Here is a 14496-nt window from a genome sequence, read left to right as displayed (position 1 = left end):
TGTCTTGGGCTGCGGTTTACCACGCATCCCGGTCGCGTCAATGCAGGCCGCGCCTGCGACCACGCCAGTTTCGCTCAAAGAAACCGGGTCGCCCTTAGCACATCCGGGTTTTCCTGCCCGGTCAGACGCTTGTGTTCGAGCAGCGCAAAACGATCGGTCATACCCGCGATATAATCGCACACGATCCGCGCCAAAGCGGTTTCATCATCTGCATCGTGCAAGTCGCCCTGCCAGCGGTCGGGCAGCAAATCGGGCGCCTGCATGAACAATGGAAACAGTTCTTCGACAATACGGGACACCTCGGTCCGTGTTTTCATCACCGACGGTGCGCGATACATGCGCTGGAACAGAAATGCGCGCAGTTCTTTCAGCTTCACCCAAAGTCCGGGCGAAAACTGGATCACCGGACGCCCAAGATGACGGATATCTTCGACAGACCCGGCATTGGCCTGCTTCAGAAGCGTGCTGGACGTTTCGATCACATCGCTGACCATCACGCCAAACACACGGCGCAGTGCTTCGTGACGGCGGCGATCTGCGTCCAGCCTGGGATACAGCTGATCGACCTCGGCGTAAGCCGGGCCGACAAGGGCAAGTGGTTCGATATCGGCATCGGTGAACAGCCCGGCCCGCAAGCCGTCATGAAGATCGTGATTGTTATAGGCGATGTCATCAGACAAGGCGGCGACCTGCGCTTCGGCGCTGGCATGAGTATGCAGTTCCAGATCGATACAATCGTTACACTCGGCCAAGGCCCATGGCAGGTTTCCCACAACAGGGCCGTTGTGTTTTGCAATGGCTTCAAGGGTTTCCCAGGTCAAGTTCAACCCGTCGAACGATGCGTAATGCCGTTCCAGCGCGGTCACGATACGGATCGCCTGCGCATTGTGATCGAACCCGCCATAAGGTGCCATCAATGCGTGCAGCGCGTCTTCGCCGGTGTGGCCGAACGGCGTATGCCCAAGATCATGGGCCAGCGCCACGGCCTCGGTCAGTTCCTGATTCAAACCCAACGCGCCCGCAATGGTCCGAGCCACCTGCGCCACCTCGATGGAATGGGTCAGGCGCGTACGATAATTGTCGCCTTCGTGTTCAACGAAGACCTGGGTCTTGTGTTTCAGCCGCCGAAACGCGCTGGCGTGAATGATCCTGTCCCGGTCCCGCTGAAAGCAGGAGCGAAAGTCGCTTTCTTCTTCCGGTACGAGCCGTCCCCTGCTCAATCCCGGGTCCGAAGCATAGGGGGCACGCATATGTCGCCTCCTGTCCTTGTGGCCTGTCCTTCGGCCTTCTATATTGTACGCTGAGACATAAGGAAACCATCGGAGTCGATGATGCAACTGCCCCCCAAAGTCACCGAGCGTGCCTTTACGCGCCTTGCCGAAATCGGCGCCGCCGATCAGGGCAAAGCCCTGCGCATTGCCGTCGAAGGTGGCGGATGTTCCGGTTTTCAGTACGAGATCGCTCTGGATGATCCGGCAACCGACGATCTGGTCCTTGAGGGCCATGGTCAAAGCGTCGTCGTCGATAGCGTTTCGTTGCCGTTTCTATCCAATGCGGTGATCGACTTTACAGAAGAACTGATCGGCGCCCGGTTCGTCATCGAAAACCCGAATGCGACATCGTCCTGCGGATGCGGAACATCTTTTTCGATGTAAACCTGGTTAAGGGTCGGTCCGGAAGTTTTTGAAAACAGAAGACAAATCGAACAGCGGCTTACGCTGTTCGGGCTTTGTGAACTGATCCCAGACTAGGAACAGGCCCGTGCCAATGACAATGGCCACACCCAGATAGGTGTTGGCCGCCGGGTATTCACCAAAGAACACGGCCCCCAGCCCCACCATCCAGACAAATTGCAGGTTCATCAGCGGTGTAACCGCATATGCCGCCAGCAAGCGCAGGGCGATAACCAACAGCCAGCGGGCCCCAAACAGGAACCCAGCATAGGCGGCCACCCACAACAGGTCGGTCACCGGCATAGGTTTCCACACAAACGGCAGCGCGAAGGCCATGGTCACGAAAATGGCCGCGTTGGGGTAAAACACCTGCGCCAAAGAATTGCTTTCATACCGTCCGATAAAGCGCGCCATCACCATGCTGAGCGTTCCGAAAAACGCAGCCGACATCGCAAAGACATGCCCGATAGACACCGATCCGAACCCACCCGGAAACAGACACAACATCCCGGCGAACCCGGCCACCAGCGCCATCCAGGCTGCGGGCCGCACATGTTCCCTCAGGATCAGGCCTGACATCAAACCGGCCAGAATTGGCATCATGCCGATGAACAAGAAAACCTCGGCAAAGGGCAGAAACTTGAACGCATAGAAAAAGCTGACAGCCGCGAGAACGGTGGCGCCAGACCGCACCGCCATGGCGCGCGGGCATTGTGTGCGCAGCCCAAGACGCTGTGACGGATAACGGTCAGCAAGAACGCTCAGCCCCATGACCATCAGGCCGGACAGACAAAACAGCTGCGGGGCGGCATAGCCGCCCGCAATCAGTTTCGTGATCGCATCCGCTGACGAAATCAGCGCCGTGTAGATGATGACAAGCCCTGCCCCAAAGGCTGCAGCCTGTCTGGCGGTTGATGTCAAAGCGTCACTCCACGCAAGCCGGTTCTCGCAAAACCGGCAAAGAAATCTGCAAACTTCTCACTGCTCTTCTGCGCCTCACTCAGAATGTCATACCCTATCTCGGTCAAAGCATCTTCAACCATAGGTCGCATAATTGTCCAGTCATCGCTACGATTTTCTTCCATCTGGAACATGCATTCCGACATTTCCCTCAAGGGGCCCGAAAATGGAACGGCGCGCGCAAAGGACATTCTTTCGTGTTCTGCAGGCTTTACAAAGCTGTCGCGCCCCGACACTGACATCAGCCAGTTACACACGAAATAGTCGTGATAATTGTCCGAAGTGGTGACATTTGGCCCAGACGTGACAGCGAATCTGTGCGTTTCACGCTCAAGCCAGCCCTCCCAAATCGCCGAAGGTTCGACCCCGGCAAAGCGCAGGGCGACGCAAATCTCGGCCAACAGATCAGCATTCTGATCGAGATAGGCCAGAATACCGGCGAATTCCAACGAGGTGATCGCCGATTGGTCAAGCGCCGGGTCTTTGCGGCCATACTCGCTGAGGTAGAACACAATGTGGGTCAGTTCATAGGCGGCTTTCTTGTTCGGCATCGAAAACGTGTCAGACCGTCCGATGAATGCGCGAAGCCTGTTTTCCAGCCCGGGATCACCCGCCATCGGGTCGATTCCACGACGCTGCATCAACCGGCGCGCCTCAGCACGTTGAAGATCCGAAAGCTCAGCATCGGCCAGACCCTCGCGGGCCACCCAGGCACATAGCGCCTCGGCCTTGTTACCGGTCATGCCCAGATCTTCCAGATCCAGACAAATCGACAACAAGAAACGGTAATACTGTGGGAAAAAGCCAAGGCGTTTTTCGACCCCGGCATAAAACCCGTCGTGTGGGATGAGCGCCTGATCGTCCAGGCGCGCCCCGGTGCATTCGAGTATGTTCAGAAGCTCGGCGTTTTCCTTCAACCAGAACACATCATCTCCGAACCGGCGATGTTGTGCGAAACTGGCAATCAAGGCAGACCGGCGGGCTGCCGCGCTCTGACGCTGGGCCGGAACGTTCAGATGGATGACATTTGACATGTGGTTTCCCTTTTCAAATGGCGTCCTCTGAACGCCCCGTGACCAACTTCAGCTAACTCGAGACGGCTCAGCTACCGGACGAGAACATGTGGGTTGCGTCACCCACGGTCGTGTCGCTGTTGGCAACCGGAGCAGACCCGGACGAGAACATCTGAGTGCCTTCACCAGTTGTCGCGTCGGCGGAAGCTGTCGGAGCCGAACCAGACGAGAACATATGCGTGCCTTCACCAGTTGTCGCATCGGCGGAAGCTGTCGGAGCCGAACCAGACGAGAACATATGCGTGCCTTCACCAGTTGTCGCATCGGCGGAAGCTGTCGGAGCCGAACCAGACGAGAACATATGCGTGCCTTCACCAGTTGTCGCATCGGCGGAAGCTGTCGGAGCCGAACCAGACGAGAACATATGCGTGCCTTCACCAGTTGTCGCATCGGCGGAAGCTGTCGGAGCCGAACCAGACGAGAACATATGCGTGCCTTCACCAGTTGTCGCATCGGCGGAAGCTGTCGGAGCCGAACCAGACGAGAACATATGCGTGCCTTCACCAGTTGTCGCATCGGCAGAAGCAGTCGGGGCTGAGCCAGACGAGAACATGTGCGTGCCTTCGCCAGTTGTTGCATCAGCAGAAGCAGCCGGGGCCGAACCAGACGAGAACATGTGCGTGCCCTCACCGGTTGTCGCATCGGCAGAAGCGGCTGGGGCTGAGCCAGACGAGAACATATGCGTGCCCTCACCGGTTGTCGCATCGGCAGAAGCAGATGGGGCTGAGCCAGACGAGAACATGTGAACCAGTTCGCCGGTCAGTGCGGTGCTCGACAGGCTTGGGGCTGACCCGGACGAGAACATTTCAACACCTTCGCCGCTGAATGCGGTCAGATCGGCAGATGGAGCCGAACCGGAAGAGAACAGGTAAGTCGCGTCGCCGGTCAGAGCGTCTGATGCACAGCTCGGTGCGGACCCTGACGAGAACATGGCAGTTCCGTCGCCGTCGAAAAGGCTGATTTCGTCGCTGGCAGTAAGTGTAACGTTTTCATAGACTTTGCGTTGTACGTTCATGGTTTGAAGTCCCCAGTTTGAGAAGTTGGTTGCCTCTTCACGGTTGCACCAGTGACGCGAGTTGAAAACAATTTTTTCTACCATGGCGAGTGACTTTTGAGAGTTATCCACATGAGCTTCGCCTGACAAATTTCTGAGACTCGGCCAAAAGCTATTGTTTCCAATACCGGCAAAAAAACTTATCCACAGGGGGCAAAAAGTCTGGAAATTCCGATTAAACCGTTGATTTACCGCCGAATCAGCCAGAATCGCGTCGCCATTGTTTCCGAATCGTTGATTGACCAGCCTGAGCGATGCGCTGCGGTCTCTTGCCCTGAGCCCATCCATGCGCAATAGATCAGCCGACGCAGCGCCAGGAGAGATGCCATGAAAATCGCCACGTTCAACATCAATGGTATCAAGGCCCGGGCTCAGGCCCTGCCCGCCTGGCTGGATGATGCACAGCCTGATGTGGTTTTACTGCAGGAAATCAAATCGGTGGACGAAGCCTTTCCACGCGCCCTGTTCGAAGACCGTGGATATAATGTCGAGACCCACGGCCAGAAGGGGTTCAACGGGGTGGCGATCCTTTCGAAACTTCCGTTAGAGGATGTCACGCGCGGATTGCCCGGCGACGACAGTGACGAACAGGCCCGCTGGATCGAGGCAACGGTGGTCGGAAAACAGGCGATCCGGCTCTGCGGACTATACCTTCCCAACGGCAATCCCGCTCCGGGCCCGAAATATGACTATAAGCTGGCGTGGATGGACCGTTTGCATGCGCGGGCCAAGGCTTTGCTGGCCAGCGAAGAGGTCGCCTTGATGGCCGGTGACTATAATATCATCCCGCAAGCCGAAGATGCAGCCCGCCCGGATGCCTGGCGTGACGATGCCCTGTTCCGCCCCGAAAGCCGCCTCGCGTTTCAGCGGATTGTGAACCTTGGTTTTACCGAAGCCTTCCGCGCCTGCAACACAGCCCCCGAACAATACAGTTTCTGGGATTATCAGGCCGGGGCATGGAACAGGAATGACGGGATCCGCATCGATCATTTCCTGCTGACGCCGCAAGCCGCCGACCTGCTGCGCGATTGCCAGATCGATAAAGAGATCCGCGGCTATGAAAAGCCCTCTGATCATGTTCCGGTTTGGGTTGATCTGGATCTCTGACGGGGCGTCAGCCTCGTGTCACGTCGTGACGGTATAGCCAGTCAAACTGTCCTAGCATCCGTTTGGGTGCCAGCCTGCCGCCCAGTTTCAATGCCAGATGCGCCGCGCCGCGGACAGGCGGAATGCTCAGATGATACTTCCACGCATTGCCGTTGGCCGCTTTGATGGCGCGCACAACACGATCACGGCGGCGCGCCTGATAGGCGGACAGCCCTGCCCCGGTTGTTTCTGCACCGTCCAGGCAATCTGCCAGAACCCAGGCGTCTTCCAGTGCCATGTTTGCGCCCTGCGCCAGAAAAGGCAACGTCGGGTGGGCCGCATCGCCAAGGATCGCGACACGTCCCTTGTGCCAGGTCTCGGCCACAGGGTGGCGGAACAACCCCCAAAGGGCCACGTCCTCGACCCGCTCCAGCAAAGCCCGCGCCGTTCCATCGAATTCAGAAAAGGCCCGGCGTAGGTTTTTGGGGTCATCGCGGTGCGACCAGCTTTCCGTTGCCCATTCTGCCCGCTCCTGAGCGGCAACAATGTTAACGACCGATCCGCCGCGCAATGGATAACAGACCATATGTCGCCCGGGTCCCATGAAAACCTGTGCTTCGGCCGGAAGGCCCGGATCGTTCGGCACGATCGCCCGCCAGGCAACCTGACCGGTGAAAACCGGTGAATCGGGTTCGTTCAACGCCTCACGCGCCTTCGAATGCAGCCCGTCGGCCCCGATAACCAGATCGGCCCGTTTGTCGGCCCCACTGCAAAGACGCACCACCGGCTCTGGTCCGGCCTCGACCGACGCAACCTTTTGCAGAAGACGTATTTGCACCCCCGCGTCGCGCGCAGCATTTGCCAATATGGTGATCAGATCGGCCCTGTGGACGAAGCGAAAATGCTGATCCGCGGCGAAACGCGCCAGATCCAGTCGCAAAACCTCTCCGGGTTTACGATAGTCGCGCAGAACAACGGCCCGCGCCCGAACCGAGTTTTGCGCCAGCGCCGCGTCCAGCTCCAGCGCCCGGATAACAGCAAATCCGTTAGGGCTGATCTGCAGACCGGCCCCCACCTCGGTAACGGCTTCGGCCTGTTCCAGCACAGTGACCGAAGCACCGCGCTGGCGAAACGCCAAAGCGGCTGCCAGCCCGCCAATGCCACCACCGATGACGATAATATGCTGTCCGTTCAGCGCCATGGTCCGCGCCTTTCCCCTGCAATGTCGGCCCAAGCCGTAAACGCAAAACCGCCAGAGCAACAAGCCCCGGCGGTTTTGCATCTTGTCGCAGGTTGACCGGATCAGTCGTCCCGGTGGACCTTTTCGCGGCGCTCGTGACGTTCCTGGGCTTCCAGGCTCATCGTTGCGATCGGACGTGCATCCAGCCGCTTGAGCGAGATCGGTTCACCGGTCACTTCGCAGTATCCGTATTCGCCTTCGTCGATGCGGCGCAGGGCCGCGTCGATCTTGGCAACCAGCTTGCGCTGACGATCCCGGGTCCGCAGCTCTAGCGCGCGGTCGGTTTCTTCGCTGGCGCGGTCGGCAACGTCGGGAATATTGCGGGTGCCGTCTTGCAGCCCCTCAATCGTATCCCGGCTGTCGCTCATCAGATCGTCTTTCCATTCATGAAGCTTGCGGCGGAAATATTCCACCTGGCGTTCGTTCATGAATGGCTCGTTCTCAGCGGGACGATAATCATCCGGCAGGAAAACTTCTGCTTTCATACCACCTTCACCTTTTTTTGGCGCGGGTTGTTCTGTCGATGTCACGTTATTCACCCGTGCTCCCCTGCGGCTGCATTTACTTCAACATCGTGGAGTTGTCACTAGCTGATGCGCCCGGCGTGCGGGAAAATCTGCACAAGACCCTGTGATCAAAGCACCAACAAACCCACGAAACAAAACAGAAATTCAGAAAGCATATTTACGACCCCTGCCGTCTGGCAAAGGTCCGCTCACCTAAATCGCACCGAAATCAAACCCGACCCCGGCAAGACTGGGGCTCTTTTGGAAAAAACGGCGGCAGAAGGCCACACCTGACGTAACGTAAATCTGATCTGAAATGCCGCCAATGTGTACGAAACATCCACCGAAATGACGTTTGCACGCAGCGTTCCTGTGCCCGCTCGCTTGCCAAAACCGGACCCTGATATTACCAGCGACAAAAGACAGGCGCGCAACCGGCGGGGAGCAGAATCATGAACAAACGCTTTGAAAGCACCAAGGATTACGTCGCAACCGACGACCTTACCATCGCCGTGAACGCGGCCGTGACACTGGAACGTCCTCTGCTGGTCAAGGGCGAGCCGGGCACCGGCAAAACCGAACTGGCCAAACAGGTCGCCGGGGCGCTTGGGCTGACGATGATCGAATGGAACATCAAGTCGACCACCCGTGCTCAGCAGGGCCTGTATGAATACGACGCGGTCAGCCGTTTGCGCGACAGCCAGCTGGGCGAAGAAAAAGTCCACGACGTCCGGAACTATATCAAGAAAGGCAAGCTCTGGCAGGCCTTTGACTCGGATGAAAAGGTCGTTCTTCTGATTGACGAGATTGACAAGGCCGACATCGAATTTCCCAACGATCTCTTGCAGGAACTCGATAAGATGGAGTTCCACGTCTATGAGACCGGCGAAACGGTACGCGCCCGTCAGCGGCCTGTCGTGATCATCACGTCCAATAACGAAAAGGAATTGCCAGACGCGTTCCTGCGCCGGTGTTTCTTCCACTACATCCGCTTCCCGGACGAGGCGACAATGCGCAAAATTGTCGAAGTGCATCATCCCGGGATCAAGGAATCGTTGCTGACCACCGCCCTGACCCAGTTCTTTGAGCTGCGCGAACAGACCGGCCTGAAGAAAAAACCATCGACGTCCGAAGTTCTGGATTGGCTGAAATTGCTGCTGGCGGAAGACCTGACAGCCGAGGATCTGAAACGTGACGGGGCCAATGCCCTGCCCAAGTTGCATGGCGCCCTGCTGAAGAACGAACAGGACGTTCATTTGTTCGAACGGCTGGCGTTCATGGCCCGCAGTCAGCGCTGACCCAGCCTCGATTCGAGATTTCGACGCATTGCCCGCAAATCTGGCGACAATTTTGGACCAACACCGAGAATTGTCGCCAGGACATGAACGACTCGCAAGCAACCACTTTGCTCAATGCGCAGACGGCATGCTGCACCCCGGCAACAACCGACCTATCTTTTCCAACAATTTCAGCGCCTTAGTCTGAAGAAAATTTGTTGCGCCGCCTGAGGGGACGACCAAACGACTGGCGGCGCCCTAATTCTGCCCAGAAAAAGCTTGGTTTTCGGACTAAAAAGTTAACTGTTGTGCCAAGGCCTTATAGGAAAGACTTGAGATCGGCATGACGACAACACCGCCACCGATATTGACCCGCGCCCTCAGGCCGGATGATCAGGCCGATTGGACCACCATGTGGACCGGCTACCTTGAGTTCTATGAAACATCGGTTCCGGAAAACGTTTTTGCCACGACGTTTGATCGTTTGCTGGGCGATGACCCGCAGGATTTCAATTGCATCATCGCCGAACAGAACGGCCGACCCGTTGGCCTGACCCACTATCTGTTTCACCGTCACGCCTGGAAGGTCGAAAACGTCTGTTATCTGCAAGATCTGTACGCCCTGCCAGAAACACGCGGCACCGGCGTCGGGCGCGCGTTGATCGAAGCGGTGTATGCCGCCGCCGACGAAGCCGGTGCACCATCCGTCTATTGGCTTACACAAGACTTCAATCACACCGCCCGGCAGCTTTATGATCGGATCGGCCAGAAAACCCCCTTTATCAGGTACCAGCGATGATCATCCGTTCCTTGTGTTTCTGTCTGGCCGTGACGGTTGCCGGGTGTGCCAGCGTCCCGATCGAAGACACGCCAACCCGCGCCAATACATCGTCCACCGCCTTGCCGCCGATGAAAGCGTTTTCCAGCCCGCATCCCGATGCGCCTGCACGCTCTAACAGCAACATTGCAGCAGACTTTCTGTCGTTGCATTTCGAGTTGGAAAGTGGCCGCGCCCTGCCCGCCTTTACCCGGTTCGAAGCCCCGATCACGGTTCGCGTCACCGGACAGCCACCAGCCAGTCTGGGCCCGGATCTGAGCCGCCTTTTATCACGATTGCGCCGCGAGGCCGGGATCGACATCACGCAAGTGTCCGGCGGCGACGCCAACCTGACCATCGAAGTGGTCCGCCGGGCCGAGATCCGCAAAGCCCTGCCGCAAGCCGCCTGCTTCGTGGTTCCCAACGTGTCGAGCTTGCGGGAATACCGCAACAACCGGCGCAATCCCAAGACAGACTGGACAAAGCTGCAAAGCCGCGACCGTCTGGCGATCTTTGTTCCCGGTGATGCCAGCCCCCAGGAACTGCGCGATTGTTTGCACGAAGAACTGGCACAAGCCATTGGCCCGCTGAACGACCTCTACCGCCTGCCCGATTCCGTTTTTAACGACGACAACGTGCACACCGTACTGACCGGGTTTGACATGCTGATCCTGCGCGCGACCTATGCGCCAGAATTGCACACCGGGATGTCCCGTGATCAGGTGGCGACGCGTTTGCCTGCCATTCTGGCCCGTGAAAACCCGCGTGGCGGTGGCGTCGCAAGCCGCCAGATCCAACCGACACCTCGTGAATGGATCACAGCCGTGCAAACCGCGCTTGGCCCTGGCACCGATCCGGCAACCCGACGCAGTGCGGCGATCAGCGCGGCGCGCACGGCTGGCGAACAAGGCTGGCAGGATCATCGCCGCGCCTTCAGCCTGTATATGCTGGGACGCATGACCCAGGCCTATGATCCGGCCAGCGCTCAGGCGCATTACAATACGGCCCTGAAACTGCTCAGCCAGACCCCGGCCACCGATCTGCATCGCGCCTATATCACCACGCAGACGGCAGCCTATGCGATCACGATAGGTGACGGCGATACCGCTCTGCGCCAGATCAAGCCGATGCTTAGCGTGGCCCGCCAACACGAAAACGCCGCCCTTTTGTCGACGCTGATGCTGTTGCAGGCCGAAGCGCTGGATATGACCGGACGTCCTGATCAGGCCCGCGCGGTCAGGGTGGACAGTCTGGGCTGGGCGCGCTACGGCTTCGGCTCGGATTGGGCGGTTCGGGCCAAGATGCAGGAAGTCGCGGCCCTGAACCCCCACATGGGTTTGGGCGGATAATACAACATGATTGTCATTTTTGCGGTGCTGGCTGGCGCCATACTCGGCGCGCTGACGGCGAAAAAACGTAACGGCAAACCGGCGGATATTGCGCAGTACGCGGCGGTCTATGCGATTGCTTTTGGCATTGTTGGAATGCTAGCAACAATCATGATCCACCGCGCAGCAGTATAAGCCATGTTCCTTCCCTTCTTCGAGAATCTGCGCAAATCCGGCGTTCCGGTGTCTTTGCGCGAATATCTGACATTTCTCGAAGGCATGAAGGTGGGCTTGTCGACTTATGACGTGGAAGCGTTCTATTACCTCGCCCGCACGGCAATGGTGAAAGACGAACGCAACATCGACAAGTTTGACCGCGCCTTCGGGGCGACCTTCAAAGGGCTTGAAGCAATCAGCGCCGAAGCCGTGCTGGAAGCTGTCGATATTCCCGAAGAATGGCTGCGCAAGATGGCCGAAAAGCACCTCAGCGCCGAAGAAAAGGCCGAAATCGAAGCCATGGGTGGCTTTGACAAGCTGATGGAGACGTTGAAAAAACGTCTGGAAGAACAAGAAGGCCGGCATCAGGGCGGCAGCAAATGGATCGGCACCGCCGGAACCTCGCCCTTTGGGGCTTATGGGTACAACCCCGAAGGGGTCCGCATCGGCCAGAAAGAAAGCCGCAACAAAAGCGCGGTCAAAGTCTGGGACAAACGCGAATTCAAGAATTTCGATGACACGGTCGAACTGGGCACCCGCAATATCAAGGTGGCGCTGAAACGTCTGCGCCGCTGGGTCCGCGAAGGCGCGCAGGAAGAACTTGATCTGGACGGTACAATCCGTTCCACAGCCGAAAACGGCTATCTCGACGTGAAAACCCGCCCTGAACGGCACAACGCTGTCAAAGTGCTGCTGTTTCTGGATGTTGGCGGGTCGATGGATCCGCATATCAAGGTTGTGGAAGAGCTGTTTTCCGCCGCCCGGACCGAGTTCAAGCACCTCGAATACTTCTATTTCCACAACTGCCTCTATGAAGGCGTGTGGCGCGACAACCGCCGCCGCTGGGACCAGCAGTTGCCGATGGATGAAGTCCTGCGCACCTATGGGTCCGACTATAAGTGTATCTTTGTCGGTGACGCTTCGATGTCACCTTACGAAATTGCCTATCCCGGTGGTGCCAACGAACATTGGAACGCCGAATCCGGTCAGGTCTGGCTGGGCCGCGCACGCGAACAATGGGCGTCGAATCTGTGGATCAATCCGGTGCCCCAGAAATACTGGGAATACACCCATTCGATCAGCATGATCCGCGAAATTTTTGACGACCGGATGGTGCCGATGACCCTGCAGGGCTTGGAAAAAGGCATGCGCGAACTCACGCGCTGACTTGCGCGGCCTTTCCGACAGCCAGAAGAAAGAGTCCGGTTCCGCAAGGCTCCCCCTGGCAGGTGCGACATATGTCAAAAAATGGGCCGGGTTTCCCCGGTCAGGATCTAAGGCAACGCCGCACCGGCCAGTCGCATCGCGTCGATCATGTTCTCGGCATCCTGCCCGCGTTTGTACATCCGATGCAGGGATGACACGTATCCAGTCATGTCCAGTGGTTGGATCTCCCAGGCACGAGCCCATGTGGTTTTTGCTTGATCCAATTGACCATCGCGGGCCAGTGAAGCCGCAAGGAACCTGTAAGCGGATCCATTGCCAGGGTTTTGACGTATCGCGAAATGCGCATAGTTAATTGCGTCGCTGTAACTCCCGGATTGAAACGCAACAACCGACATCGGGGCGTAAACCCAATCGATATTTATGTCGCGCGGCCCCAGACGGGCGGCCATCTTCAGGTGTTCCAATGCGGAATCACAATGCTCGGGACCGGAAAAAGCCAGCGCCATTCCCATCGACAGATGACATACAAAACTGTGCGGACTGAGATTGACGGCAGTCGTGGCTTCCCGAACGGCCCCGTCATGGTCGCCGCTTGCCCATAACAGCAGGCTCAGATTGGCATGCGCGCCTTCGTTGTTGGGATCCAGCGCAATTGCAGCATGGGCGGCCTGCGTTCCATCTTTGATGACGTCCATTGGCGACCGGTTTCCCAGCCCCCAGAGCAACTCGAACATACAAGCCATAACCACGGCCGAATGAATTGCAGCGCTTCCACCCGTGGCCTGAATTTCAGCCCGGCAAATCGCCTGCCCTTTGGCGTTATCGTCGGGATTGTAACGGTAGATATGCCAATACGCCTTCATCAGGCGTTCCCAGGACTGAAGATCCTCAAATCGTTTTTCGGCAGATGCCCTGACATCGGCGGCCCGGATTTCGCTCCCGACGGCCCCGGCAACATTCATCGTGATTTCGTCCTGCACGTCGAAAATGTCATCAACCGGGCCATCATAACGTTCCGCCCAGACGTGATTTCCGGTCGCGGCTTCAATCAACTGCGCAGTGATACGCACGCGGTCCCCTGCGCGCCTGACGCTGCCTTCCAGAACAAACCGCACCCCCAGATCCTTGCCGACCATGCGAATGTCCACCGCCTTGCCGCGGTATGTAAAACTGCTGTTCCGGGCAATAACAAACAGATCACTGTGCCGGGAAAGGGCTGTGATCACGTCCTCGGCGATACCGTCGGCAAAATACTCCTGTTCGGGATCACCCGACATGTTGTCAAAGGGAAGCACCGCGATGGACGGCTTTTCCGGCAGTTGCAGTACGACGTCTTCGGGCAGAGTTTGAAGCGCCTCGACGCCGTCGGTCCATTGCCATACCTGAACTGGTCGGTCGATATTCTTCAACTCCTGCCCGCCAAGATCATCAAAACTCAGATCAAGCCGGTCCCGGACCTGATCATACACAGCGCTCGAAACACAAACCGAGCCGGGTGCTGCCAGAGATTCAAGTCGGGCCGCCACATTCACTCCGTCACCGTGAATATCACCACCATCTATCACCACATCGCCAAGATTGATGCCCACGCGAAACGTGAGGCGGCGATCCTCGGGCCGGTCACTGTTCCAGCCCAACATCGTCCGTTGAACGATGACGGCGCAGGTCACGGCATCGACAGCGCTGGCAAATTCGACAAGTATGCCATCCCCCATCAGCTTCACGATCCGGCCACGGTTTTCTGCGATGGCAGGGTCAACCACATCTGCCCGCGCGGTTCGCAGCGCAGCCAGCGTGCCGGTTTCGTCCAGCCGTATCATGCGGCTGTATCCAACTACGTCGGCAGCAACTATCGCGGCAAGGCGGCGTTCCATCTAGGCTTCTCCAGTTTCATCAAGCCTAACAAGACAAGGTAGCCGGTACCAGCAGCAGTTGAACGTGTCAGACCCCCGTCACCAGGCCAACCGAGCTCAGAACCGATCCTGGCCGGCGCGAGAACATGCGGTAAATGGCGGTATCAAAGATACATTTTCTCGAGTTCGCGTGCTTGTGCGACACTGGTTCGATAGCTTCACAAGTCCTGATTCGAAAGGGTTTCC

The 14496-nt window shown here is 57.8% G+C and carries 14 protein-coding genes; 7 read left to right on the top strand and 7 right to left on the bottom strand.

The features are described from left to right. Positions 1-74: 74 nt before the first annotated feature. Positions 75-1250, bottom strand: coding sequence for a deoxyguanosinetriphosphate triphosphohydrolase (locus tag FOY56_RS07435; RefSeq protein WP_146345212.1), 1176 nt, complete (start codon positions 1248-1250; stop codon positions 75-77). Positions 1251-1331: 81 nt separating this feature from the next. Here FOY56_RS07435 and FOY56_RS07430 point away from each other — a divergent pair, with 81 nt between their 5' ends. After that, positions 1332-1655, top strand: coding sequence for a HesB/IscA family protein (locus FOY56_RS07430; RefSeq protein WP_146345661.1), 324 nt, complete (start codon positions 1332-1334; stop codon positions 1653-1655). A 6-nt stretch (positions 1656-1661) separates the two neighbouring features. Here FOY56_RS07430 and FOY56_RS07425 read toward each other — a convergent pair whose 3' ends face one another. From FOY56_RS07425 to FOY56_RS23535, 3 genes are all read right to left on the bottom strand, one after another. Then, positions 1662-2594, bottom strand: coding sequence for a DMT family transporter (locus FOY56_RS07425; RefSeq protein WP_146345211.1), 933 nt, complete (start codon positions 2592-2594; stop codon positions 1662-1664). Further along, positions 2591-3667 (bottom strand): DUF6902 family protein, encoded by a 1077-nt coding sequence (locus FOY56_RS07420; RefSeq protein ID WP_146345210.1) that lies wholly within the window; start codon positions 3665-3667, stop codon positions 2591-2593. Before FOY56_RS07420 ends, FOY56_RS07425 begins: the two co-directional genes overlap by 4 nt. Before the next feature lie 67 nt (positions 3668-3734). After that, the gene (locus FOY56_RS23535) at positions 3735-4721 is read right to left on the bottom strand and encodes a DUF6749 family protein (RefSeq protein ID WP_186766274.1); all 987 of its coding nucleotides are present in this window, start codon (positions 4719-4721) and stop codon (positions 3735-3737) included. A 366-nt stretch (positions 4722-5087) separates the two neighbouring features. Between FOY56_RS23535 and xth the strand changes: the two genes are divergently transcribed. Beyond that, entirely contained in the window at positions 5088-5867 is a 780-nt protein-coding gene (gene xth, locus FOY56_RS07410; protein ID WP_146345209.1) for an exodeoxyribonuclease III, read from the top strand. A 7-nt stretch (positions 5868-5874) separates the two neighbouring features. On the opposite strand, the gene FOY56_RS07405 is transcribed toward xth, so the two are convergent. Together FOY56_RS07405 and dksA are read right to left on the bottom strand one after the other, a co-directional pair. After that, a complete protein-coding gene (locus FOY56_RS07405) occupies positions 5875-7047 on the bottom strand; it encodes an FAD-dependent monooxygenase (protein WP_146345208.1) in 1173 nt (390 codons plus the stop codon). A gap of 101 nt (positions 7048-7148) precedes the next feature. Further along, the gene (gene dksA / locus FOY56_RS07400; RefSeq protein WP_146345207.1) at positions 7149-7571 is read right to left on the bottom strand and encodes an RNA polymerase-binding protein DksA; all 423 of its coding nucleotides are present in this window, start codon (positions 7569-7571) and stop codon (positions 7149-7151) included. Between the two features lie 473 nt (positions 7572-8044). Between dksA and FOY56_RS07395 the strand changes: the two genes are divergently transcribed. From FOY56_RS07395 to FOY56_RS07375, 5 genes are all read left to right on the top strand, one after another. Then, positions 8045-8890 carry an AAA family ATPase gene (locus FOY56_RS07395; RefSeq protein ID WP_146345206.1) on the top strand — a complete coding sequence of 282 codons (846 nt, stop codon included), beginning with the start codon at positions 8045-8047 and terminating at the stop codon, positions 8888-8890. 322 nt (positions 8891-9212) lie between these two features. After that, positions 9213-9668: a GNAT family N-acetyltransferase gene (locus tag FOY56_RS07390; RefSeq protein ID WP_146345205.1), complete on the top strand. Its 456-nt coding sequence runs from the start codon at positions 9213-9215 to the stop codon at positions 9666-9668. Next, the gene (locus FOY56_RS07385; protein WP_146345204.1) at positions 9665-11035 is read left to right on the top strand and encodes a DUF2927 domain-containing protein; all 1371 of its coding nucleotides are present in this window, start codon (positions 9665-9667) and stop codon (positions 11033-11035) included. The genes FOY56_RS07390 and FOY56_RS07385 overlap by 4 nt, the downstream gene beginning before the upstream one ends. Before the next feature lie 6 nt (positions 11036-11041). After that, complete coding sequence (locus FOY56_RS07380) at positions 11042-11209, top strand: apolipoprotein acyltransferase (protein WP_146345203.1); 168 nt, start codon at positions 11042-11044, stop codon at positions 11207-11209. A gap of 3 nt (positions 11210-11212) precedes the next feature. Further along, entirely contained in the window at positions 11213-12397 is a 1185-nt protein-coding gene (locus FOY56_RS07375; RefSeq protein ID WP_146345202.1) for a vWA domain-containing protein, read from the top strand. A 107-nt stretch (positions 12398-12504) separates the two neighbouring features. On the opposite strand, the gene FOY56_RS07370 is transcribed toward FOY56_RS07375, so the two are convergent. Then, a complete protein-coding gene (locus tag FOY56_RS07370; RefSeq protein ID WP_146345201.1) occupies positions 12505-14271 on the bottom strand; it encodes an adenylate/guanylate cyclase domain-containing protein in 1767 nt (588 codons plus the stop codon). Positions 14272-14496: the final 225 nt, after the last annotated feature.

It is taken from the genome of Falsiphaeobacter marinintestinus (genome assembly GCF_007923355.1).
In the GTDB taxonomy this organism is placed as follows: domain Bacteria; phylum Pseudomonadota; class Alphaproteobacteria; order Rhodobacterales; family Rhodobacteraceae; genus Phaeobacter_A; species Phaeobacter_A marinintestinus.
The sequence above is the reverse complement of the archived record's forward strand: the minus strand, read 5'-3'. Positions and strand labels throughout refer to the sequence as shown.